Below are 22,106 nucleotides of genomic sequence, written 5' to 3' on the forward strand. Positions count from 1 at the left end.
GGCCGCAGGCGCAGACTCGGTTTCGCTGCCGGAGGCGGCGGCGCGACTGGCGGCGGCGCCAGTCAGGGCGGCGGTTCCGGCGGCGATCAGGGTTCTACGGTCTATGACGAAATCCTGCCGGACGGGCGTTAGGATTCCCTTGCCACGTCAGCCGTGGGTCCAGCCGTTTGTGGCCATCGGCACGGGCTGACCGTCGTAAAGCACCGTCAGGCCCTGAGTTGCGGTGACTTCGCCGACGCGGGTCAGGCGAATCAGTCGGCGCTCGGCCTCGCGACGCAGGGCGTCTTCGTGGCGCGGCTGGGCGGTGAAGGCGATCTCATAGTCGTCACCGCCGCTGGCCAGATCTTCCAGCGATAGCTGCGGATCGACCCGGTCGTCGAACCAGGCCTGCGCCGCCGCGGACAGGGGCAGGACGTTCAGGGTAAGCGCCACACCGACCCTGCTGGCCTGCGCGATGTGAGCCAGGTCGGCGGCCAGGCCGTCCGACACATCGACGGATGCGGTGGCGAACTCGCGCACGATGTCGGCGAAGTCGGTGCGTGGCGTCGGCATCCGGTAGTGGCTGATCAAGGCTTGCATCCGCTCGGGCGCCAGAGCCAGCTGTCCTTGCGCCGCCTTCAGGCCCAGAAGGCCGTCCCCGATCACGCCGGTGACGAAGACGAGGTCGCCGACCTGCGCGCCGGCGCGAGAAACGGCTTTGCCCGTCGGCGTCCAACCCAGGGCCGTCAGAGAGAAGGACAGCGGGCCGGGCGTCCTGACCGTGTCGCCGCCGAGCAAATGAACGCCGAACCGCGCCTGATCTTCAGCCAGTCCGGCGGCGAAGGCCTCGCGCTCGGGCCAGCCGCAGCGCTCGGACCAGAAGCAGGACAGCAGATAGCCGAACGGCTCTGAGCCCTTGGCGGCCAGGTCCGACAGATTGACCCGCAGCAGCTTCCTGGCGACCGTGTCCAGCGGATCGTCAGGCAGGAAATGCACGCCCTCGACGATGGCGTCTTTGGTCAAGACGAGGTCATAGCCGGGGCGTGACGGCAGCGCCGCCACATCGTCGGCCAGTCCCCTTCCCCACTCGGGATGGGCAAGGGGCTTGAACAGCCGCTCAATCGTCTCGAACTCGCCCGCGACGTCGAGCGCAGGCATTATTTGCGGGTGTCTTTGGCCACGCCGTCCAGCGCCGCGTTGACGAAGCGCGCCTCGGCGTCGTCGAAGAAGGCCTTGGCCAGTTCGACATATTCGTCGATCACGACCTCGCGCGGGGTCTCGGGATGCTTGATCAGCTCCCAGGCGCCCGAACGCAGCAGGGCGCGCAGGGTGGCGTCGATCCGCTCCAGCTTCCAGTTGGAGGCCAAGCGGGCCTTGATGGCCGTGTCGATGTCGCGCTGGCTTTCGATCACGCCGCGCACGATGTCGGCGAAATAGGCCTCATCGGCCTCGGCCAGGGCTTGGCCTTCAATGTCGGCGTCGAAGCGGAAGTTGGAGAATTCGGTGATCACCGTCTCCACACCCTCGCCCGCCAGTTCCATTTGATACAGGGCCTGGACGGCGGCGAGACGCGACACGGTGCGGGCGCGACGCTGTTTGGAGCTCAGATTGGGCTCGGCGCGCTGCTTTTCGGCTTCGGCGAGTTGTTCGAGGACGGCTTTGACGCTGTTCGGTTCAGTCATGCGCCGACGCCATGACGCAACCGCTTCTTCAATGCAATGAGGTCTAGGCACGCCTTGGCCGCCCCGCCGCCCTTATCCCCTTCCGAAAGACGGGCCCGATACCAGGCCTGGTCTTCGTCTTCGGTCGTCAGGATGCCGTTGCCGATGATGACGCCCTTGACGCCGAGAGCCATGATGCCGGCCGCCGACTGATCGGAGACGATCTCGAAATGGTAAGTCTCGCCACGGATGACCGTGCCCAGAGCCACATAGCCGTCATAGCGGGGTGCGGTCGGGAAGCGGCCGGCCTCCTCGGCCAAGGCGATGGCCGGCGGCACCTCAAGCGCGCCGGGCACGGTGATGACGTCGAAATCGGCGCCGCGCGCCTTCAGCGTCTCCTTGGCCCCTTCCAGCAGGGCGTCGGCCAGGTCGTCGTAGAAGCGCGCCTCAACGATCAGAATACGGGGGGCTTCGGTCACGCCTTGGTTTCTCCATCCATGTCGCGCCAGCCGACGATGCGCAGGCCATAGCCTTCCAGCGCCGTCGGTTCGGGTCGCGTCGAACTCATAACGATCATATCCCTGACGCCCAGATCCAGCAGGATCTGGGCCCCCACGCCATAGGCGCGCAGCGATCGATCCATCGCCGCCGGCTTGTCCGCGCCCGCCAGCCGTTCGGCCAGCGAGTTCAGCGACGGGTCGCGAAGGAAGACGACGACGCCGGGACCGTCATGGTCGGTGATCTGTTTCAGGGCGCTGGGCACATAGTCTTGGCGCGCCTCGACATGGCCCAGCAGGTCGCAGGCGAAGTCCACCTGGTGCATCCGCACCAGCGTCGGCTTGGCCGGATCGATGCGCCCCTTGACCAGGGCCACATGCTCGGCGCCCTCGATGGTGTTCTTGTACAGCATCAGGCGGAACGGTCCGCCGTGAACGCTCTCGAACGGCGTATCCATGATCCGCTCGACGAAGCGTTCGGTGCGACGGCGATAGGCGATCAGGTCGGCGATGGTGCCGATCTTCAGCCCGTGCAGCTGGGCGAAGGCGACCAGATCGGGCATCCGCGCCATGTCGCCGTCGTCCTTGATGATCTCGCAGATCACCCCGGCGGGGGTCAGGCCGGCCATGCGACTGATATCCACAGCCGCCTCGGTGTGGCCGGCGCGGACCAGAACGCCGCCGTCGCGGGCCACCAGGGGGAAGATGTGGCCGGGCGAGACGATGTCGTCCATGCCCTTGGACGCATCGGTCGCCACATGAATGGTGCGCGAGCGGTCGGCGGCCGAGATGCCGGTCGTCACGCCGTCCTTGGCCTCGATCGAGACGGTGAAGGCAGTCTTCATGCTCTCGCGGTTGTCGGCGGCCATCGGCGGCAGGCGCAGTTGCTGTGCGCGTTCGGCGGTCAGAGCCAGGCACACCAGGCCGCGCGCCTGGCGGATCATGAAGTTGATCTGGTCCGGCGTAGCAAACTGGGCGGGGATGATGATGTCCCCTTCGTTCTCGCGATCCTCGGCGTCCACCAGGATGTAGGGACGGCCGTTGCGGGCGTCCTCCAGAATGTCCTCGATGGGACTGATCGGGCTGTCGTTCATGTTCGCGGCCTGGGCTTGCATCACGCGGTCTCCTGCCACCGCGCGAGGTATCGCGCCAGCATGTCGATCTCCAGATTGACCGGATCACCCACTTTCAAGCGGCCCAGGGTCGTCACGTCCCAGGTGTGCGGGATGATGTTCAGCGAGAAGACCTGACCCTCGACGGCGTTGACGGTCAGAGACACGCCGTCGACCGTGATCGACCCCTTGGCGGCGATATAGCGGTGTAGGGGCGCCGGGGCCTCGACCTCAATCCGATGCGATCCGCCTTCGGGCGTGATCGAAATCACCCGCCCAAGACCGTCCACGTGGCCGGACACGACGTGGCCGCCCATCTCGTCGCCCAGCCTGGCGGCCCGCTCCAGATTGACGCCGTCGCCGGTCTTCCAGGCGCCCAGGGTGGTCTTGGACAGGGTCTCGTTCGACACCTCGACGGCGAACCAGCCCCCCCGAGCATCGTGGCCCTTTTCGGTCACCGTCAGGCAGCAGCCCGCGTGGCTGATGGAGGCGCCCAGGTCGATGCCGTCGGTGTTCCAGGCGGTCTCGATCTCGTAACGACGATCGCGGTCGGTCTCGCGGACCTCGCGGACGCGGCCGATGTCGGTGACGATGCCGGTGAACATTTGGACTCTGGACCCCTTGGGAGAAAAATACCGTCTAATTCGTCTAATCGTCTAATTGGACGGCGTCAGAGACGGGCGTAACGTTCCCACAGATCGTCCCCGACGGGCTCGACGCCCAGGCGACGGAACTTGGGGGCGTCGGCCAGCTTTGCAAGAGCCAGGGCGGCGACGCAGGGCCGTCCCTCTCCGCCCAGCAGGATCGGCGCCCGAAACCATTCCAGCGCATCGACGGCGTTTGCGCGCAGGAAGGCGGCCGCGACCTGGCCGCCGCCTTCGATCAGAAGCGAGGTTGCACCAGCGATTTCCAGAGCTTTCAGCACGGCCGGGATGGTCGGACGACCATCCTCGTCGGCGACCTGCACGACCTTGGCGGCGCCGATCGTGCGCGGTTCCGCGGCGGTCAGGATCAGAGTGTTTTCGCCCGCGACCTTCGCCGCCTGCGGCGTGCGCAACCGGCTGTCCAGCACGACGCGCAAGGGCTGATCCAAGCTGCGCCCCGGAAGGCGGGCGGTCAGTTCGGGATCGTCATGCAGAACCGTCTCGACACCGACCAGGATTGCGTCGTGTGCGGCGCGCAGGCGGTGCCCTTCAAGCCGCGCGGCTTCGCCGGTGATCCACTGGCTCTCGCCCGAGGCCGTGGCGATCCGTCCGTCCAGGGAGGTCGCCAGTTTCAACGTGACCCGCATCAGGCCTTGCCGGACGGTTCGTCGAACCCTTCGTCGCCCAGGAATTTGGCGAAGTCGCCGGTGTGGCGGAAATCCTTATAAACCGAGGCGTAGCGGACATAGGCCACCTCATCCACGCCCTTCAGCGCCTTCATGATGAAATCGCCGACCGTGCTGGACGGGATTTCGGTCTCGCCGAGGCTTTCCAGCTGGCGGACGATCCGGTTGACCATCTGCTCGACCTGATCGGCCTGAACCGGGCGCTTACGCAGAGCCACGCCCAGCGAACGTTCCAGCTTGTCGCGGTCGAAGGGCGTGCGTCGCCCGTTGCGTTTCAGGATGACCAGTTCACGCAATTGCACGCGTTCGAACGTCGTGAAGCGCCCGTTGCAGTTCGGGCAGGACCGGCGACGTCGGATGGCCGAGCCGTCGTCCGACGGCCGGCTGTCCTTCACCTGGGTGTCCTGATGACCGCAAAAAGGGCACTTCATCAGGCGCTTATCCGTAGATCGGGAAGCGGTGCGTCAACTCTCGCACCTGGGCCGCGACGCCTGCGACCACGGCCGGATCGGCTTCGTCGCCGCCGTTCATCGACGAGACGACGTCGGCGATCCAGTGACCGATCTGCTTGAACTCTTCCTCGCCGAAGCCGCGCGTGGTGCCAGCCGGGGTCCCCAGGCGGACGCCCGAGGTGACGGTGAAGGGAGCGGTGTCGAACGGCACGCCGTTCTTGTTGCAGGTCATCAGCGCCTTTTCGAGCTCATGCTCGGTCGCCTTGCCGGTCACGCCCTTGGGCCGCAGGTCGACCAGGGCCAGGTGGCTGTCGGTGCCGCCCGAGACGATGGCCAGGCCGCGCTCGATCAGGACGCCGGACAGGGCCTGGGCGTTCTTGACCACCTGTTGGGCATAGCCCTTGAACTCGGGCTTCAGCGCCTCGCCGAAGGCCACGGCCTTGGCCGCGATGACGTGTTCCAGCGGGCCGCCTTGCAGGCCGGGGAAGACGGCGGAGTTGATCTTTTTGCCCAGATCAACGTCGTTGGACAGGATCATGCCGCCGCGCGGGCCGCGCAAGGTTTTGTGCGTCGTCGTGGTGACGACGTGGGCGTGCGGGATCGGGTCCGGATAGGCGCCGCCGGCGATCAGACCCGCATAGTGGGCCATATCCACCATCAGATAGGCGCCGACGCTGTCGGCGATCTCGCGGAAGCGCTGGAAGTCGATGTGGCGGCTGTAGGCCGAGGCGCCGGCCAGGATCAGCTTGGGCTTCTCACGCTCGGCCATTTCGGCGACGTGATCGTAGTCGATCAGGTGGGTGTCTTCGCGCACCTTGTAGGTCACGGGGCGGAACCACTTGCCCGATTGGTTCGCCGGCGAACCGTGCGTCAGGTGTCCGCCGCAGGCCAGATCCATGCCCAGGAAGGTGTCGCCGGGCTGCAGCAGGGTGAAGAAGACCGCCTGGTTCGCCTGCGCGCCCGAGTGGGGCTGGACGTTGGCGAAGGCGGCGCCGAACAGTTGCTTGGCCCGCTCACGCGCCAGGTCCTCGGTCACGTCGACGAACTCGCAGCCGCCGTAATAGCGACGACCGGGATAGCCTTCGGCGTATTTGTTGGTCAGGACCGAACCCTGCGCGTCCAGCACCGCCTGAGATACGATATTCTCGGAAGCGATCAGCTCGATCTGTTCGCGCTGACGGCCCAGCTCGCCCTGAATGCCCTTGAAGACATCCGGGTCGGCGTCAGTGAGCGTCTTGGTGAAATAGGCGTCGTGGGTGAAGGCCGTCACGCTGGAATCCCCGGAAATCAGAAGCTGGCCTATCTATCCCCAGCCGCGCGCGACCACAACATCTTGTGGTCAGCCTTCGATAAGCCGCTTACGGCGTAGGGCCAGGGAAGCGCGAGAACCTTATGTTCTTATCGTAATCCGTGGATTCTCGAACTTGGAAAAAGCAGACCCTGCAACTTGCCTTGTCAATCACAACGGCCGGTCCCTCAAACAAGGCCAAGAAGCCGTTGGGAAGATATTGCTGAACACGAACCGACGATCCTAGATCGATGATCTCGTAACCGTAATCTGGCCTAAATTTACGCCAGCTCCGCGTCGATACGGCAGTCTTGGCCGTATCAAGATAGTCGCAACGCTCAACCCTCGGACCTGTGCATCCTGGCGCGGAATGGTCCGCACCAACCAGCAAGACAAGACCTGCTAGAGCTGCAAAAATCGAGAACGCGCCAAACCCTAAAATCGGCGGGCTGCCCGGTTGCAACATGGTATCCTCCCAAGTGCGAAGGGAACCATCGTTCAACGTCAGAGTCGATTCAATCGCGCTGTGTTAAAGCCCGCTGAACAATGCCCGCCTTAGCTTGGCGATCGCCACACGTTCGACGGACTTGGGCTCATTGACTGGCCCCATCGCGCTAACCTCTCGGCCTGTCGCGACATGGATGGCCGAGCATTTGAGGTAGGGGCCGTTGCGGGTGAACTCGACGATGACCTCCCCCAAGTCCAAGCGGGGGTCGTCGTCCGTCGTCATGCGGCGGCGGGTCGGCGCGCCACGTTGCAGTGGGCGAACAGCTTGTCCATCGCCTGAACCAGATGATCCATCATGGCGTCGGTGTGGTTCGGCGACGGCGTGAAGCGCAGGCGCTCGGTCCCCTTGGGGACGGTCGGATAGTTGATCGGCTGAACATAGACGCCGTACTCGTCCAGCAGCATGTCCGAGATCATCTTGCAGTGGACCGGATCGCCGACGTGCACAGGCACGATATGGCTCTCGCTTTCCATCACAGGGATGCCGGCGGCGGCGAAGCGGGCCTTCAGGGTCGCTGCGCGTTCCTGGTGCTGGACGCGCAGTTCGGGATGGGCCTTCAGGTGACGCACCGAGGCCAGCGCGCCCGCCGTCAATGCGGGTGGCAGCGAGGTGGTGAAGATGAAGCCCGAGGCCCAGCTGCGCACCGCATCGATGATCATGGCGTCGGCGGCGATATAGCCGCCCATCACGCCGATCGCCTTGCCCAGAGTGCATTCGATGATGTCGATCTGATCCAGCACGCCGTCGCGCTCGGCGACGCCGGCGCCGGTCTCGCCATACAGGCCGACCGCATGGACCTCGTCCAGATAGGTCAGGGCGCCGTATTTCTTGGCGAGCGCAATCGTGCCGGCCAGATCGGCGATGTCGCCGTCCATCGAATAGACGCTCTCAAACGCGATCAGCTTGGGCGCATCGGCCGGCGCCGCCGCCAGCAGGGCCTCCAGATGCGCCAGATCGTTGTGCATGAAGACGTGACGCTCGCCGCCGCCGTGGCGGATGCCGGCGATCATCGAGGCGTGGTTCAGCGAATCGGAGAAGGTGATCAGGCCCGGCAGGATCTTCTGCAGGGTCGACAGCGTCGCCTCGTTGCCGACATAGCCCGAGGTGAACAGCAGGGCTGCTTCTTTCTGGTGCCAGTGGGCCAGTTCGGCTTCCAGATCGACGGCGGAACGGGTCGTGCCGGAGATGTTGCGCGTGCCGCCGGCGCCGGCGCCTACCGCATCGATCTCGTTATGCATGGCGTCCAGCACGACGGGGTGCTGGCCCATGCCGAGATAGTCGTTCGAGCACCAGATGACGACGTCCTGTTCGGAGCCATCCTCGCGGCGACGCACGGCCTGCGGAAACTGACCGCGCACGCGCTTCAGATCGGCGAAGACGCGATAGCGCCCTTCGCTGCGAACCTGCTCCACGGAGCTATTAAAGGCGGCCTTATAGTCGAACAAACTACGCGTTCTTTCGCTTATGGCGATGTCTTTGCGTTGTTTGCTCTCCCGAAGCGGGCTTGTCCATGTCCGCCGCATGGACAAAACGCCCCAAACCCTTAATTGATAACAGTTCTCAGTATTGAGATCGATCAGCCCGGCTTGCGGAAGCGATAGACGAACTGGTCCGTCTTGCCGCGGATCTTCTCGTCGAAGACGTTCAGGCTGTGGTCGTCTGCGGGATTGGCGACGGCCTGGCTCTCGCCCTCGAAGACGAAGCCCGCCGCCTCGACCTCGCGCTTCAGATAGTCGCCTTCGATGCGGTGCAGGGTCTGAACCGCCGAGATGCCCGTGCCGGGCGCGGCTTCATGGTCGATCAGGATGTAGCGGCCGCCGGGCTTCAGCGCCGCGAACAACGCCGCGTTCATCCTGGCCACGTCGGTGTTGAAGCCGGGGATGTGGAAGTCGTGGTACTCCTGGCTCATGAAGATCATGTCCAGCGGCTCGGCGAAGGTCATGGAGTCCAGCAGGCCGTTGACGCGCGTCACGTTCGAATAGGCCGCGACAAGCGCATCGGCCCCGGCGTTCTCGCGCGCCATCGTCCGCTCGGGCACGAAGGCGTAGACCCGACCGGTCGGGCCGACCACGTCGGAAAACAGCCGCGTGAAATAGCCGGCGCCGGGGCGAATGTCGGCGACCTTGTCGCCCGGCTCCAGTTGAGCGAAGGCGAGAATCTCGGCCGGGTGACGCAGCGGATCACGCGCGACCTCTTCGGCCGGACGCTTGGAATCGGCGACCGCATCGGCATAGAGACTAGAATAGCGCGCTGCTTCTGCGTCAGCCGCTGCTTGATCGACCATCAAGGCATAGTCCGACGCGGGTGTGACGACGGTCCGCTCGCCGCCATCCGAGTCGATGATGATGCAGCCGGACAGACCTGCCGCCAAAACCAGGGCCGTTGCACCCGCCGTCAATTTGCCGATCATCATCGTCTCCATCGATTTGTCGCGATAGGCTCGCATTTCGCCGATCCGCGCAAGCCGTCATCACGCACGAAACGATCCGACGCATCACGCGATTTGCGCACCGGTCATTGCGGCGCTAGTCCGACGCTGGATTTCCCAAGGTCTCGCCATGCTTCCCTATCAGCCCGCCCCCTTCCCGCTCGCCCGTCCGCGCCGCCTGCGGTCCAGCCCGTGGGTGCGGCGGCTGGTGGCGGAAACGACCCTGACGCCGGCCGATCTGATCTGGCCGCTGATCGTTCATGATGGCGCCGAGGATCGCGTCCCGGTCGCCTCCATGCCCGGCGTGTTTCGGCTTTCCCCCAAGGCGGCGGCGGCGGCGGCGGTCGAGGCGCGCGACCTCGGCATTCCGATGGTGGCCCTGTTCCCCAATGTCGATGGCGCGATCAAGGATGCCGTCGGCACCGGCGCGACCGACCCCGACGGCCTGATCCCCGACTGCATCAAGGCGATCAAGGACGCCGCGCCCGAGATCGGCGTCATGACCGACGTCGCCCTGGACTGCTACACCGATCATGGCCACGACGGGGTGATGGAGGGCGACCGGATCGCCAACGACGCCTCGCTGGACCGTCTGGCCGAACAGGCCTTCATCCACGCCCATGCCGGCGCCGATGTCGTGGCCCCGTCGGACATGATGGATGGCCGCATCCAGGCGTTGCGGGAGGCGCTGGAGGCCAACGGGTTTCAGGACACGCTGATCCTGTCCTACGCCGCCAAGTTCGCCTCGGCCTTCTACGGCCCCTATCGCGACGCCGTGGGCTCCTCGGCGATGCTGAAGGGCGACAAGAAGACCTATCAGATGGATTACGCCAACTCCGACGAGGCGCTTAAGGAGGTGGCGATGGACCTGTCGGAAGGCGCCGATGCGGTGATGGTCAAGCCGGGCATGCCCTATCTGGATATCGTCCGTCGCGTGTCCGAGACCTTCCGCGTGCCCACCTTCGCCTATCAGGTGTCGGGCGAATATTCGATGATGCAGGCCTCCATCGCCAATGGCTGGCTGGACCGGGACCGTGCGATCCTTGAGACCCTGCACGGGTTCAAGCGCGCGGGATGCGCGGGCGTGCTGACCTATTTCGCACCGCAGGCCGCACGGCTGCTGGGCTGATGGGCGTGAAGACCCGGCCGATCACGGAGGCCGACTGGACGGGTCTTTGGCCGATCATCGAGACCGTCACCCGCTCAGGCGAGACCTATACCTATCCGTTGGACATGACCGAGGATCAGGCGCGCGCTCTGTGGACGCCGCCGGCGCCGGGAGGAACTCTAGTGGCGGTCGAGGACGGTCAGGTGCTGGGCGCCGCCAAGATCATTCCGAACCAGCCGGGAAACGGGGCCCACGTCGCCAACGGCAGCTTCATGGTGGCGCCCGAAGTGCGCGGGCGCGGCGTGGCCCGGGCGCTGGGCGAGGCCGCGCTGGCTTTCGCGCGGGATGCCGGCTTTCGATCCATGCAGTTCAACGCCGTGGTCGAGACCAATACTGTCGCCGTGGCGCTGTGGAAGAAGCTGGGTTTCGAGATCGTGGGCACGGTTCCCGAAGCGTTCGATCACCCGACGCACGGGCTGGTGGGCCTGCACATCATGCACCGCCGGCTCTAGGCGTCAGTCGCGGGGTTGCAGTCGCGCGGCCAGGCTGGACGTGTCCCAGCGGTTTCCGCCCAGGGCCTGAACCTCGGCGTAGAACTGATCGACCAAGGCCGTCAGAGACAGGCGGGCGCCGTTCGTGCGCGCCTCGTCCAGCACCAGACCCAGGTCCTTGCGCATCCAGTCGACGGCGAAGCCGAAGTCGAACTCGCCCCTGGCCGCCGTCTTCCAGCGATTGTCCATCTGCCAGCTTTGCGCGGCGCCCTTGGACACGGCCTCATAGGCGGCGTCGGTGTCCAGTCCCGCGACCTGAGCGAAATGGACCGCTTCGGCCAGACCCTGGACGACGCCGGCGATGGCGATCTGGTTGACCATCTTGGTCAACTGACCTGACCCGGCCGGTCCCATATGTTTGATGGCCTTGGAATAGGCCTTCAGCACGGGCTCGACCCTCGCCAGGGCGGCGGCATCCCCGCCGGCCATGACGCTGAGCTGTCCGTTCTCGGCGCCCGCCTGGCCGCCCGACACCGGCGCGTCGATGAACGACCGTCCCTGCCCGTTCGCCAGTTCGGCCATTTCGCGCGCAACCTTGGCCGAGGTCGTGGTGTGATCGACGATCACGGCGGCCTCCGACAGATGCGGCATGGCCTCGGTCACGACGGCGCGCACGTCGTCGTCATTGCCGACGCACAGGATGAGCAGGTCGACGCCCTGCGCCGCCTCAGCCACCGTCGCCGCCGCCTTGCCGCCCGTCGCCGCCGCCCAGGCCTCGGCCTTTGACGCAGTCCGATTGAAGCCGGTCACGTCGTGGCCCGTTTCGACCAGATGACGGGCCATCGGGGCGCCCATGACGCCCAGGCCGGCGAATGCGATCTTCATGACAGGCTCCTTGATCCTGCCGCCGGACTAGGCCGCGCCGCGCCGGGGTTCAAGGTCAACGCCCGGTTAACCTTGGCCAGCCCAGAATGGGACACCATTCGTCGGGGTGCGCGTCCATGTCCGTGAGCGATCGTCCGATCCTCATCAAGAAGGTCAAGAAGGTCTCCGGCGGAGGCCACCACGGCGGTGCGTGGAAAGTGGCCTACGCGGACTTCGTGACCGCCATGATGGCCTTCTTCCTGCTGATGTGGCTGATCAACACGACCGACCCGGAGCAGAAGCGCGGCATCGCCGAATATTTCGCACCCGCCAGCGTGTCCGAAACGACGTCGGGTTCGGGCGGCATTCTGGGCGGCACATCGCTGGGCGACGACGGCGTCAAGAGCGCCGGCTCGCAGTCGGTTTTGGAAGAACTGGCGCCCGAGGCGCCCGCGACCGATCAGACCGGCTCCAGCCTGTCGTCCGCCAGCGACGCCGCCCTTCAGGCCGAGATCCAGAAGCGCGAGGCCGCCGAGTTCGCCAGCGCCGCCGAATCGCTGCGCCAAGCCATGCAGTCGATGCCGGAACTGGCCGAACTGTCGAAACAGCTGATCGTGGACCAGACGCCCGAGGGGCTGCGCATCCAGCTGGTCGATCAGGAAGGTCGGTCGATGTTCGACAACAACTCTGCGCGGCCCAACGCCCGCGCCCAGGTGCTGCTGCGCGCCGTGGCCAAGGTGATCAATCAGTTGCCGAACCGTATCTCCATCACCGGACATACCAGCGCAGCGCCCGGCTCCAGCCGCGCCAGCGCCCCTGCCGACTGGAGCCTGTCGTCCGAGCGCGCGAACGGCTCGCGTCTGGTGCTGCAAGGTTCGGGCGTCGATCCCGACCGGGTCTATTCGGTGGCGGGCAAGGCGGGGTCCGACCCGCTCTATCCGGACGATCCAACCCTGGCCGGCAACCGTCGCATCGCCATCGTCCTGTTGCGCGAGGCGCCGGTCCTGCCGTCGGACACCTCGCTGTGACCCTAGTCGGCTGCAACGCGAACAGGCTTGCAGCCGGAAGGCGGATGACGCCAAATCGCGCGATGAGCGTTGTGTCGTCGCAATATTGGCAAGATCGGATGTGGACCTGAGGCCGTGACCCAGCACGTACCGACCCGACAGCTTCGCTTCTTCATGACTTCTGTCGCGCCCTGCCCGTATCTTCCGGGCAAGACGGAGCGGAAGGTCTTCGCCAACCTGCGCTTCTCGGACGGCGCGCACGTCAATGACGAACTGACGCTGGCCGGCTTTCGCCGCAGCCAGAACATCGCCTATCGCCCGGCCTGCGAAGCGTGTGACGCCTGTGTCTCCGTGCGGCTGCCGGTGCCGGAGTTCACGTTCAGCCGCTCGCAGCGCAAGGTGCTGGCCCGCAACGCCGACCTGTCGCGCGACCTGGTCGAAGCGGAGGCTACGACCGAACAGTTCCAGCTTCTGCGCCGCTATCTGACCGCGCGCCATCCGACCGGCGGCATGAGCGACATGGGCTGGCTGGATTACGTCGCCATGGTCGAGGATACGGCCGTGCGCACCCATCTGATCGAATACCGCCTGCCCTCCACCGACGGCGGACCGGGCGACCTGGTCGCCGTAACCCTGACGGACCTGCTGAAAGACGGCCTGTCGATGGTCTACAGCTTCTATGACCCGACGATGGAGCGGCGCAGCCTGGGCCGGTTCGCCATCCTAGATCATGTGCGCCAGGCCGCCATCGTCGGCCTCCCGTTCGTCTACCTCGGCTATTGGGTCCAGGGCTCGGCCAAGATGCATTACAAGGCCGACTTCCGCCCGATGGAAACCCTCGGCAAGCTCGGCTGGTCACGGCGCGACGCCTGAGGCGCCCCTTCGTCGCAGCCGGTTCAAATCGTCATCGAAGCATCCTATGTGGGCGGCGACATTACGGAGCCGCGTCTTGCTGATTGTTCTTTCCCCGGCCAAGCGCCTCGATTTCACCGAAGCCGATGCGGCCAGTCCGGCGACGGACCGGCGGTTCCTCGAAGACACCGCCAGCCTGTCCAAGACCGCCAAGCGCCAGACCAAGGCAGACCTGCGTCGGCTGATGGGGATTTCCGACGATTTGGCGACGCTGAACGCCGCGCGTTTCGAGGCTTTCGATCCTGAATCGACCGAGGGCGTTCAGGCCGCCTTCGCCTTTGCCGGCGATGTCTATGAGGGTTTGAAAGCGCGCGAACTGGACGCCGAGGCCTTGGCGTTCGCCCAGGATCACTTGCGCATTCTGTCCGGCTTTTATGGCCTGCTGCGTCCATTGGACCGGATCCAGCCCTATCGCCTGGAGATGGGCACGCGGCTGAAGACGCGTCGCGGGGCCAGCTTGTACGACTTCTGGGGCGACCGGATTTCCAAACAACTGAACGAGGACGCCGAGGGTCAGTCGGATCCGACGCTGGTGAACCTGGCCAGCCAGGAATATTTCGGAGCCGTCGATGCAAAGGCGCTGAAACTGCCTGTCGTCACGCCCCAGTTCCGGGAAGAGAAGAATGGCGAGAGCCGCATCATCTCGTTCTTTGCCAAGAAGGCGCGGGGGGCCATGGCGCGTTTCGCGATCGACGAGCGCGTGGAACGGGTCTCGGACCTGAAGGCTTTCGACCGCGACGGTTATGCGTTCGACAAGGCCGCCTCGACCGACGCCGAGTGGATATTCATCAGATCGGGAAATTCTTGATCCCGACATCGACCTCCCGCTAATCTCGCCAAAACAAACGAAGGGGCGGATTCATGTCGCAAGAGCCTAACTCCACGGGCGCTGACAGTCGGGCGGCACGCGGTATCGGCGATCTGAAAGGGCAGGTCGCGGTCATCACGGGCTCGACCTCCGGCATCGGGCTGGCTCTCGCGCGGGCCGTGGCGGCGGGCGGCGGCGACGTGGTGCTGAACGGCCTGGGCGACCCGGCGGAGATCGAGCGCACCCGCGCCGATCTGGAGGCCTCATCCGGCGTTCGCGTCCTCTATCATCCAGCCGACATGACACGCGGTGACGAGATCGCCGACATGATCGCCTTCGCTGAACGCGAACTGGGCCGCCTGGACATCTTGGTCAACAACGCCGGCATCCAGCACGTCGAATCCGTCGAGAACTTCCCCACCGACCAGTGGGAGAAGATCATCGCCATCAACCTGTCCTCGGCCTTTTACGCCACACGCGCGGCGATCCCGATCATGAAGGCGCAGGGATGCGGCCGGATCATCAACATGGCCTCGGCGCACGGTCTGGTGGCCAGTCCGTTCAAGTCCGCCTATGTGGCGGCGAAGCATGGCGTCATCGGCTTCACCAAGACCGCAGCGCTGGAACTGGCGCGGGACAACATCACCTGCAACGCCATCTGCCCCGGCTTCGTCGAGACGCCGATCGTGACCAAACAGATCGCGGATCAGGCGCGGACGCGAAACATGACCGAGGAGCGGGTGCTGACGGACGTGATTCTGGCGGCCCAGCCGACAAAGCGGTTCGTCACGACGGAGGAGCTGACCGGCCTGTTCCTCTACCTGGTCAGCGACCTCGGCGCCTCGGCCAATGGAGCCAGTTTCTCGATCGACGGCGGCTGGACCGCTCAGTAGCAAAGGAAGGCGGCGGTCATGGCGATTTTCAAGCGCAAGACCGCCGAGGCAGCGGACAACATTCCCGCCGCTCCCACCCGACGGCCCATCTGCCTTGCGCTTCAGGGCGGCGGCGCACACGGCGCCTTCCAATGGGGCGTGCTGGATCGTCTATTGGAAGACGATCGGCTTGATATTCGCGCGGTGTCCGGAGTCTCAGCGGGAGCGATGAACGGCGCGGCCCTGGTGTCTGGGCTTGCATCGGGCGATGGCCGCGCCGCACTGGATAAGCTCTGGCGAGAGGTGAACCAGTCCGGCGGTCGCAACGTCTTCGGCGACAGCGCGATCTGGAATGCGGCCCGAACGCCCGACTGGATCAAGGACAATCCATTCTGGCGCGCGGGCGAAACGCTGGCGATGTCGATGAGTCCGTATGAATTCAATCCGCTGAACCATAATCCTCTGAAACGGGTTTTGCAGGCCTCGGTCGATTTCGGCGCCGTCCAGGCCTCGGACATCCGGCTTTTCGTCGCCGCCACGGCCGTACGTCAGGCGAAGGCGCGCATCTTCCAGACGAATGAGATCAATGCCGATGTCCTGATGGCGTCGGCCTGCCTGCCCCATCTGTTTCAAGCCGTGGAGATCGACGGCGAGCCCTATTGGGACGGCGGCTATCTGACCAATCCGCCGCTGTGGCCTTTGACCGGAGACGACACGCCGGACGACGTGCTGCTGATTACGCTCAATCCGATGATGCGCGACGAGACGCCGAAAACCGCAGGCGACATCGTGGATCGGCTGAACGAGATCGTCTTCAACGCCCCGCTGGTCGCCGAACTGCGCGCCATCGCCTTGGCGGGTGAACTGATCGAACACGGGCAGTTGAAAGGCGGTGGCGCGGGACCTTATAGACACGTCCGGCTGCACGCGATCGAGGCGGACGGCTGGCTTTCGGACCTGTCGCTGCGATCCAAGTTCAACACCGAGTGGAGCTTCATCAACGATCTGAAGGCGCGGGGCCGTGCGGCCGCCGACGATTGGTTGAACGCGTGCCTGAACAGCGTCGGGCGCCAGTCCAGCGTCGATCTTCAGGCTCGCTTCGGCTAGCCGATGAAGCCTGCGGCGCGGCGCAGACGGTCGTTGATGGCTTCACCCAGTCCCGTCGTCGGGATCGGCGACACGGCGATACCTGTCGGCCGTGTGCGGTCGGCCTCGCGCAGCAGTCGGAACAGATTGGCGGCGGCTTCGCGCAGGTCGCCCGAAGGGCTCAGACTCCAGCGCGGCTCGCCGGCTTCGGGGCCAAAGCCAAGCAGGATCTCGCCGTCACGCGCTACGTCCGCCTCGATCCGAACCGGCGCATCCGGCGCATAGTGCAGGGTCAGTCGCCCGGGCGAACGGTGCCCCTCCCCGCCCTCTCCAATGGGACCAACGACCGCCTCGATCTCGGATCGGGTGATGGCGCCGGGACGCAACAGAGCGACCCGTTCCCCCAGCACCGAGACAACCGTGCTTTCCAGACCGATCTGGCAAGGCCCGCCATCGACAGCCGCCGAGACGGCAAAGCCCGTCTCCTCGACAGCATCGGGGAAGGTCGTCGGGCTTGGGCGGCCGGAACGATTGGCTGAGGGGGCCACAACCGGGCCGCCGAACGCCGCTAACACTTCTCTGGCCACGGAATGCGCCGGAACGCGGATCGCGACGCTGTCCAGCCCCGCGCGCGCCAAGTCGCAGACCTTGCGCGTATCGAGGATTGGCGTGATCAGGGTGAAGGGTCCGGGCCAGAAGGCCTCCGCCAAGGCGCGTCCGAGCGGGCCCAACTCCCCAATCTTGGCGGCCGCATCGACATCCACGACATGCGAAATCAGCGGATTGAACTTCGGCCGCCCTTTCGCGGCGAAGATGGCGGCGACCGCTTCGGCATTGCTGGCGTCGGCGCCCAGTCCATAGACAGTCTCGGTCGGCAGCAGGATCAGATCGCCGTTCGCCAGCGCCTGTCCGGCTTGCAGCGGCGTTTGACTCACGGTCGGCGCGGGATGATCGGGATCATCCGGTGCAGCACATTGTCACGATCGATGAACTGATGCTTCAGCGCCGCGATCACATGCAGAGCGATCAAGACGTAGAGACCCTTCACCGCCAGTTCGTGCAGCCCCATCAGGCTGCGCGCCGTTTCACGCCCGCCGCCGACGGGCAGCAGGGGCCAGGAGAAGAGGCCGAACCACTCGATTGCGCGCCCGCCCGCCGATGATGCGAGCCAACCGGTCATCGGAATGACGATCAGGGCCAGATAGAACAGGACGTGCGTCGCGCGCGCCGCCACCTTCTGCCAGCGCGGCAAGGCGGATGGCAGAGGAATCGCCGGATGCGCCAGGCGCCATCCGATCCGCGCAAGGGTCAGCACCAGGATCGTCAGACCCAGCGACTTGTGCAGCATGACGAACTGGCCCGAAAGCGGGCCTTCCGTATTCTCATGCGCGGTGATCAGCAGCACCTGCACCAGAACGGCGGCGGCGATGCCCCAGTGCATCAGCAGGGAAACGAGCGAATATCGATTGCGGGGCTCGCCCATGTCTTCCCTTCCGCGACGGCACGGCGTCACCATGCATTCAACCACTTTGCACTGAGACGGGGCGCGTCGCCAAGACGCTTGCAGCGACAAGCCCCGACGCGGCACTTAGGCCGCAAAGACGATTGAGGAAACCCATGACCTATCGCGCGCCCGTTCGAGACCTGGCCTTCACTCTGGAATCCGTCGCCGGCATGGCCGACGTAGCCGCAACCGGCGCCTTTCCCGACTATGACGCCGACGTCGCCGGCGCCGTTCTGGAGGCGGCGGGACAATTCTCCGAAGAGGTGCTGGCGCCGCTAAACCGGATTGGGGATCAGAAGGGCTCGACCTACGCTAACGGCGCCGTCACCGCCGCTCCCGGCTTCGCCGACGCCTATCGCCAGTTCGCGGCCGGCGGCTGGACCGGGCTTTCGGCCTCGACCGAAGCCGGCGGACAGGCCCTGCCCAAGGCGCTGGAACTGGCGGCCTATGAGACCGTCCATGCCGCCAACATGGCGTTCGGCCTGTGCCCCATGCTGTCGCTGGCCTCGATCGAGGCGCTGGAGCAGGTCGGTACGGAAGAGCAAAAAGCCAAATATCTGACCAAGTTGGTCAGCGGCGAATGGACCGGCGCCATGGTGCTAACCGAGCCGGGCGCCGGATCGGACCTGGGTTCGCTGATCACCACGGCGACGCCGAACGGCGACGGGACCTATGCGCTGAACGGGCAGAAGATCTACATCACCTGGGGCGACCACGACGCGACCGACAATATCGTCCATCTGGTGCTGGCCCGCCTGCCGGACGCGCCCAAGGGCCCCAAGGGCATCAGCCTGTTCCTGGCGTCGAAGTTTGCAGTGATGGAAGACGGCACGCTCGGCGACCGCAACGCCTTCCGCCCGGTCGGTGTCGAGCACAAACTGGGCATCCACGCCTCGCCAACCTGCGTCATGAGCTATGAGGGGGCGACCGCCGAACTGGTCGGTCAGCCGAACCAGGGCCTGGCCCATATGTTCGTGATGATGAACGCGGCGCGCCTGGCGGTCGGCGTCGAGGGCGTCGGCATCGCCGAACGCGCCTATCAGCATGCCCTCGCCTATGCCTTGGACCGTCGTCAGGGGCGCTCGGTCTGGACCGGCGAGGCCAACGCCCCGATCTTCGACCACCCCGACGTGCGCCGCATGCTCAGCGTCATGAAGGCCAAGATTTCGGCGGCGCGCGCCATTTGCCTGTCGACCGGCGTGGCCGCCGATCTGGCCCGCCACGCCGGGACCGAGGAGGAACGCCGTCGCTGGAAGGGACGCGAGGACCTGTTCACGCCGATCGCCAAGGCCTGGTCCACCGATATCGGCTGCGAGGTCGCCTCGATGGGCGTCCAGATCCACGGCGGCATGGGCTTCATCGAGGAGACCGGCGCGGCGCAATACTATCGCGACGCCCGCATCGCCCCGATCTACGAAGGCACCAACGGCATCCAGGCCATGGATCTGGTGGGTCGCAAACTGTCGATGGACGGCGGCGATTCGGCCAAGGCGCTGATCGCAGACATGAAGACGACCCTGGTCGATCTCGGAAAGCTCTACAGCGGCAAGCCGGTCGAACGCTTCGCCACCGCCATCGAGGCGGTCGAGGACGCGACCCTGTGGCTGCTGGATCAGAAGGCTGATCCGAATGCGGCGGCCGACGTGCTGGCGGCCGCCGACGCCTATCTGAAACTGCTGGGCGATGTGGCCGGCGGATGGATGCTGGCCAAGGGCGCGCTGGCGGCCAAGGCGAAGCTGGACGCCAATGACGGTGATCCGGATTGGCTGCAGGGCAAACTGGACCTCTACGAAGTCTATGCCGCCAATGTGCTGGGCCACGTCTCCAGCCGTCTGGCGGCCGTGGGTCAGGGCGGCGACCTGCTGCGGCGCATGACGGTGGACGCGCTGGCCGGATGATCGGCTTGTCGTTTCTTCGTTTGACGTCGATGGGGCCGGACCTTCAAGGTCCGCCCTTCAAACAAGCAGGGAGCGTCCGATGAATCGTCGGCAACTGATCATGTCCACGGCGGCGACCGCCCTCGCCGTTTCGGCCTCCCCCGCGCTCGCCCGTCAGTCCCCCGGATCCACGATGCCTCAACCGCCCGTTGCCAAAAAAATCCCTGTCGTCATCGAACAGTTGGGCCGCACCCGGACCGACGACTATCAATGGATGAAGGACGACAATTGGCAGGCGGTCCTGCGCGATCCGACCCTGATCAAGGCCGAGGTCAAGGAACACCTGACCGCCGAGAACGCCTACCGCGAGGCCATGATGGCCTCCACCCTGCCCTTGCAGGAGACGATGTTCAGCGAGATGCGCGGCCGCATCAAGGAAGACGATAGCTCGGTTCCGGCGCCGGATGGCGGCTGGAACTACTACGTCGAATACCAGACCGGCGATCAGCACCCCCGCTACATGCGCGTCGAGCGTCAGGGCACGTGGATGGTCAATGGTCAGCCGGTGACGAAAAACTTTGTCATGGCCCCGACGCCCCAGCTGCTGCTGGACGCCAACGAGCTAGCCAAAGGCAAGGCCTATTCGGAAGTGTCCGCCGCAAGCCACAGCCCGGATCACACGCTGTTCGCCTATGCCGAGGACGCCCAGGGTTCCGAGGTTCACAAGATCTACGTCAAGGATCTGGCGACAGGCGAGGTGCTGCCTGAAGTGATCGACAGCGCCACCGGCGACTTCGTCTTCTCGCCGGACAGCCAGTGGATCTTCTGGACTAACCGCGACGACAACGGCCGTCCGGACAAGATCTTCCGTCGCCCGGCGCGCGGCGGCGCGACCACCCTGGTCTATGAGGAAGCCGACGACGGCATGTTCATCGGCGTGGGCCGCACCGCCGACGACCAGTTCATCGTGATCGGCATTCAGAACCAGGAAACGTCGGAGGCGCGCTACATTCCCGCCGCCACGCCGACGGCCGAACCCGTCGTGCTGGAGCCGCGCGTGGTGGCGACCCGCTATGACGTCGATCACTGGGGCGACCGCTGGGTAATCCGCACCAATGCGGACGACGCCATCGATTTCAAGATCGTCCAGGCCCCGACCGCGACGCCGGCCAAGGCGAACTGGACCGATCTGGTGCCGCACACGCCGGGCCGCTTCATCGAAGGCCTGGACCTGACCAATGCCCATCTGGCGCGTCAGGAACGTGCAGACGCCAACACTCGCATCATCATCCGCGACCGCGAAGGCGCCGAGCATGAGATCGCGGTGGACGAACCGGCCTTCGCCCTGTCGCTGGCCGGCGCCTCCGAATACGAGACGACGACCACCCGCTACACCTACAACTCGCCGTCCACGCCGACGCAGACGTTCGACTACGACATGGCGTCGCGCGAGCGGACCCTGCGCAAGACGCAGCAGATTCCGTCTGGTCACAATATCGAAGACTATGTCGTCGAGCGGCTGAACGCGCCCGCCTCGGACGGTCAGTTGGTGCCAGTCACGGTGCTGCGTCGCAAATCGACGCCGGTCGACGGTTCGGCGCCCCTGCTGCTCTATGGCTACGGCTCCTACGGCATCCCCATGCCGGCCAGCTTCTCGACAAACCGGTTGTCGCTGGTGGATCGCGGCTGGATCTACGCCATCGCCCATATTCGCGGCGGATCGGACAAGGGCTGGGGCTGGTTCCTCGACGCCCGGAAGATGACGAAGAAGAACACCTTCACCGACTTCATCGCTTCTGCGGAACACCTGATCGACAAGAAGTACGCCGCGGCCGGAAACATCGTCGCTCAGGGCGGATCGGCGGGCGGTCTGCTGATGGGCGCGGTCAACAATATGCGGCCCGACCTTTGGGCCGGGATCATCGGTCAGGTGCCGTTCGTGGACGTGATCAACACCATGTCTGACACCTCCCTGCCGCTGACGCCGCCGGAATGGCCCGAGTGGGGCAATCCGATCGAGGACCCGGCCGCCTACGACTACATGATGAGCTACAGCCCCTACGATCAGGTCGAGCCGAAAGCCTATCCGGCGGTGCTGGCGACGGGTGGCCTGTCCGATCCGCGCGTCACCTACTGGGAGCCGGAGAAGTGGGTCGCCAAACTGCGACCCGCCACCACCTCTGGTAAGCCTGTGCTGCTGAAGATCAATATGGAGGCCGGTCACGGCGGCGCGGCCGGACGGTTCGACTATCTGAAGGAAGTCGCCCACGACTACGCCTTCGCCGTCTGGGCTATCGACAAGGGATGGGAGCAGGCGTGAGC

Annotated in this window: 22 protein-coding genes; 9 read left to right on the forward strand and 13 right to left on the reverse strand. The window is 65.5% G+C overall.

The window, feature by feature from the left end; translation table 11 throughout:
• Positions 1 to 147 precede the first annotated feature (147 nt).
• From thiL to VH88_RS10270, 10 genes are all read right to left on the reverse strand, one after another.
• Positions 148 to 1,137: a thiamine-phosphate kinase gene (thiL, locus tag VH88_RS10220; RefSeq protein ID WP_045811166.1), complete on the reverse strand. Its 990-nt coding sequence runs from the start codon at positions 1,135 to 1,137 to the stop codon at positions 148 to 150.
• Positions 1,137 to 1,661: a transcription antitermination factor NusB gene (gene nusB / locus VH88_RS10225; protein WP_039245120.1), complete on the reverse strand. Its 525-nt coding sequence runs from the start codon at positions 1,659 to 1,661 to the stop codon at positions 1,137 to 1,139. The genes thiL and nusB overlap by 1 nt, the downstream gene beginning before the upstream one ends.
• The gene (gene ribH, locus VH88_RS10230) at positions 1,658 to 2,119 is read right to left on the reverse strand and encodes a 6,7-dimethyl-8-ribityllumazine synthase (protein ID WP_017503913.1); all 462 of its coding nucleotides are present in this window, start codon (positions 2,117 to 2,119) and stop codon (positions 1,658 to 1,660) included. Before ribH ends, nusB begins: the two co-directional genes overlap by 4 nt.
• On the reverse strand, positions 2,116 to 3,252 hold the full coding sequence (gene ribB, locus VH88_RS10235; protein WP_045811167.1) for a 3,4-dihydroxy-2-butanone-4-phosphate synthase: 1,137 nt from the start codon (positions 3,250 to 3,252) through the stop codon (positions 2,116 to 2,118). The genes ribH and ribB overlap by 4 nt, the downstream gene beginning before the upstream one ends.
• On the reverse strand, positions 3,252 to 3,854 hold the full coding sequence (locus tag VH88_RS10240) for a riboflavin synthase (RefSeq protein ID WP_045811168.1): 603 nt from the start codon (positions 3,852 to 3,854) through the stop codon (positions 3,252 to 3,254). Before VH88_RS10240 ends, ribB begins: the two co-directional genes overlap by 1 nt.
• A gap of 65 nt (positions 3,855 to 3,919) precedes the next feature.
• Positions 3,920 to 4,540 carry a RibD family protein gene (locus VH88_RS10245; protein ID WP_045811169.1) on the reverse strand — a complete coding sequence of 207 codons (621 nt, stop codon included), beginning with the start codon at positions 4,538 to 4,540 and terminating at the stop codon, positions 3,920 to 3,922.
• Positions 4,540 to 5,010, reverse strand: coding sequence for a transcriptional regulator NrdR (gene nrdR / locus VH88_RS10250; protein WP_039245113.1), 471 nt, complete (start codon positions 5,008 to 5,010; stop codon positions 4,540 to 4,542). The genes VH88_RS10245 and nrdR overlap by 1 nt, the downstream gene beginning before the upstream one ends.
• 7 nt (positions 5,011 to 5,017) lie before the next feature.
• The gene (gene glyA, locus VH88_RS10255) at positions 5,018 to 6,301 is read right to left on the reverse strand and encodes a serine hydroxymethyltransferase (RefSeq protein ID WP_045811170.1); all 1,284 of its coding nucleotides are present in this window, start codon (positions 6,299 to 6,301) and stop codon (positions 5,018 to 5,020) included.
• A gap of 744 nt (positions 6,302 to 7,045) precedes the next feature.
• The gene (gene hemA / locus VH88_RS10265; RefSeq protein WP_045811172.1) at positions 7,046 to 8,272 is read right to left on the reverse strand and encodes a 5-aminolevulinate synthase; all 1,227 of its coding nucleotides are present in this window, start codon (positions 8,270 to 8,272) and stop codon (positions 7,046 to 7,048) included.
• Between the two features lie 131 nt (positions 8,273 to 8,403).
• A complete protein-coding gene (locus tag VH88_RS10270) occupies positions 8,404 to 9,273 on the reverse strand; it encodes a class I SAM-dependent methyltransferase (RefSeq protein ID WP_045811173.1) in 870 nt (289 codons plus the stop codon).
• Between the two features lie 112 nt (positions 9,274 to 9,385).
• On the opposite strand from VH88_RS10270, the gene hemB reads away from it, so the two are divergent.
• Complete coding sequence (gene hemB / locus VH88_RS10275; RefSeq protein ID WP_045811174.1) at positions 9,386 to 10,384, forward strand: porphobilinogen synthase; 999 nt, start codon at positions 9,386 to 9,388, stop codon at positions 10,382 to 10,384.
• Positions 10,384 to 10,875: a GNAT family N-acetyltransferase gene (locus tag VH88_RS10280; protein WP_045811175.1), complete on the forward strand. Its 492-nt coding sequence runs from the start codon at positions 10,384 to 10,386 to the stop codon at positions 10,873 to 10,875. The genes hemB and VH88_RS10280 overlap by 1 nt, the downstream gene beginning before the upstream one ends.
• Positions 10,876 to 10,878: 3 nt before the next feature.
• Here VH88_RS10280 and VH88_RS10285 read toward each other — a convergent pair whose 3' ends face one another.
• The gene (locus VH88_RS10285; RefSeq protein ID WP_045811176.1) at positions 10,879 to 11,739 is read right to left on the reverse strand and encodes an NAD(P)-dependent oxidoreductase; all 861 of its coding nucleotides are present in this window, start codon (positions 11,737 to 11,739) and stop codon (positions 10,879 to 10,881) included.
• A 116-nt stretch (positions 11,740 to 11,855) separates the two neighbouring features.
• On the opposite strand from VH88_RS10285, the gene VH88_RS10290 reads away from it, so the two are divergent.
• From VH88_RS10290 to VH88_RS10310, 5 genes are all read left to right on the forward strand, one after another.
• Positions 11,856 to 12,746, forward strand: a complete 891-nt coding sequence (locus VH88_RS10290) for a flagellar motor protein MotB (RefSeq protein ID WP_045811177.1) — start codon at positions 11,856 to 11,858, stop codon at positions 12,744 to 12,746.
• A 114-nt stretch (positions 12,747 to 12,860) separates the two neighbouring features.
• Positions 12,861 to 13,598: an arginyltransferase gene (locus VH88_RS10295; protein WP_045811178.1), complete on the forward strand. Its 738-nt coding sequence runs from the start codon at positions 12,861 to 12,863 to the stop codon at positions 13,596 to 13,598.
• A gap of 76 nt (positions 13,599 to 13,674) precedes the next feature.
• Complete coding sequence (gene yaaA, locus VH88_RS10300) at positions 13,675 to 14,445, forward strand: peroxide stress protein YaaA (RefSeq protein ID WP_045811179.1); 771 nt, start codon at positions 13,675 to 13,677, stop codon at positions 14,443 to 14,445.
• 53 nt (positions 14,446 to 14,498) lie between these two features.
• Positions 14,499 to 15,338 carry a 3-hydroxybutyrate dehydrogenase gene (locus tag VH88_RS10305; protein ID WP_045811180.1) on the forward strand — a complete coding sequence of 280 codons (840 nt, stop codon included), beginning with the start codon at positions 14,499 to 14,501 and terminating at the stop codon, positions 15,336 to 15,338.
• Between the two features lie 18 nt (positions 15,339 to 15,356).
• Positions 15,357 to 16,424: a patatin-like phospholipase family protein gene (locus VH88_RS10310; RefSeq protein ID WP_082064456.1), complete on the forward strand. Its 1,068-nt coding sequence runs from the start codon at positions 15,357 to 15,359 to the stop codon at positions 16,422 to 16,424.
• Here the strand turns inward: VH88_RS10310 and VH88_RS10315 are convergent.
• Both VH88_RS10315 and VH88_RS10320 read right to left on the reverse strand, forming a co-directional pair.
• Complete coding sequence (locus VH88_RS10315; RefSeq protein WP_045811181.1) at positions 16,421 to 17,338, reverse strand: L-threonylcarbamoyladenylate synthase; 918 nt, start codon at positions 17,336 to 17,338, stop codon at positions 16,421 to 16,423. The genes VH88_RS10310 and VH88_RS10315 overlap by 4 nt on opposite strands.
• The gene (locus tag VH88_RS10320) at positions 17,335 to 17,886 is read right to left on the reverse strand and encodes a cytochrome b (RefSeq protein WP_045811182.1); all 552 of its coding nucleotides are present in this window, start codon (positions 17,884 to 17,886) and stop codon (positions 17,335 to 17,337) included. Before VH88_RS10320 ends, VH88_RS10315 begins: the two co-directional genes overlap by 4 nt.
• 134 nt (positions 17,887 to 18,020) lie before the next feature.
• Between VH88_RS10320 and VH88_RS10325 the strand changes: the two genes are divergently transcribed.
• The gene (locus VH88_RS10325) at positions 18,021 to 19,805 is read left to right on the forward strand and encodes an acyl-CoA dehydrogenase (protein ID WP_045811183.1); all 1,785 of its coding nucleotides are present in this window, start codon (positions 18,021 to 18,023) and stop codon (positions 19,803 to 19,805) included.
• Positions 19,806 to 19,884: 79 nt separating this feature from the next.
• Complete coding sequence (locus VH88_RS10330; protein WP_045811184.1) at positions 19,885 to 22,104, forward strand: S9 family peptidase; 2,220 nt, start codon at positions 19,885 to 19,887, stop codon at positions 22,102 to 22,104.
• Positions 22,105 to 22,106: the final 2 nt, after the last annotated feature.

Source organism: Brevundimonas sp. KM4, assembly GCF_000964075.1.
Taxonomy (GTDB): domain Bacteria; phylum Pseudomonadota; class Alphaproteobacteria; order Caulobacterales; family Caulobacteraceae; genus Brevundimonas; species Brevundimonas huaxiensis.

Coding starts and splice junctions, on each gene's coding strand:
- VH88_RS10245 (WP_045811169.1), bottom strand. CDS start 4,540: ATGCGGGTCACGTTGAAACTGGCGACCTCCCTGGACGGACGGATCGCC.
- VH88_RS10280 (WP_045811175.1), top strand. CDS start 10,384: ATGGGCGTGAAGACCCGGCCGATCACGGAGGCCGACTGGACGGGTCTT.
- VH88_RS10240 (WP_045811168.1), bottom strand. CDS start 3,854: ATGTTCACCGGCATCGTCACCGACATCGGCCGCGTCCGCGAGGTCCGC.
- VH88_RS10330 (WP_045811184.1), top strand. CDS start 19,885: ATGAATCGTCGGCAACTGATCATGTCCACGGCGGCGACCGCCCTCGCC.
- thiL (WP_045811166.1), bottom strand. CDS start 1,137: ATGCCTGCGCTCGACGTCGCGGGCGAGTTCGAGACGATTGAGCGGCTG.
- VH88_RS10320 (WP_045811182.1), bottom strand. CDS start 17,886: ATGGGCGAGCCCCGCAATCGATATTCGCTCGTTTCCCTGCTGATGCAC.
- VH88_RS10310 (WP_082064456.1), top strand. CDS start 15,357: ATGGCGATTTTCAAGCGCAAGACCGCCGAGGCAGCGGACAACATTCCC.
- VH88_RS10290 (WP_045811177.1), top strand. CDS start 11,856: ATGTCCGTGAGCGATCGTCCGATCCTCATCAAGAAGGTCAAGAAGGTC.
- VH88_RS10285 (WP_045811176.1), bottom strand. CDS start 11,739: ATGAAGATCGCATTCGCCGGCCTGGGCGTCATGGGCGCCCCGATGGCC.
- VH88_RS10325 (WP_045811183.1), top strand. CDS start 18,021: ATGACCTATCGCGCGCCCGTTCGAGACCTGGCCTTCACTCTGGAATCC.
- nusB (WP_039245120.1), bottom strand. CDS start 1,661: ATGACTGAACCGAACAGCGTCAAAGCCGTCCTCGAACAACTCGCCGAA.
- hemB (WP_045811174.1), top strand. CDS start 9,386: ATGCTTCCCTATCAGCCCGCCCCCTTCCCGCTCGCCCGTCCGCGCCGC.
- ribB (WP_045811167.1), bottom strand. CDS start 3,252: ATGCAAGCCCAGGCCGCGAACATGAACGACAGCCCGATCAGTCCCATC.
- VH88_RS10270 (WP_045811173.1), bottom strand. CDS start 9,273: ATGCGAGCCTATCGCGACAAATCGATGGAGACGATGATGATCGGCAAA.
- VH88_RS10305 (WP_045811180.1), top strand. CDS start 14,499: ATGTCGCAAGAGCCTAACTCCACGGGCGCTGACAGTCGGGCGGCACGC.
- nrdR (WP_039245113.1), bottom strand. CDS start 5,010: ATGAAGTGCCCTTTTTGCGGTCATCAGGACACCCAGGTGAAGGACAGC.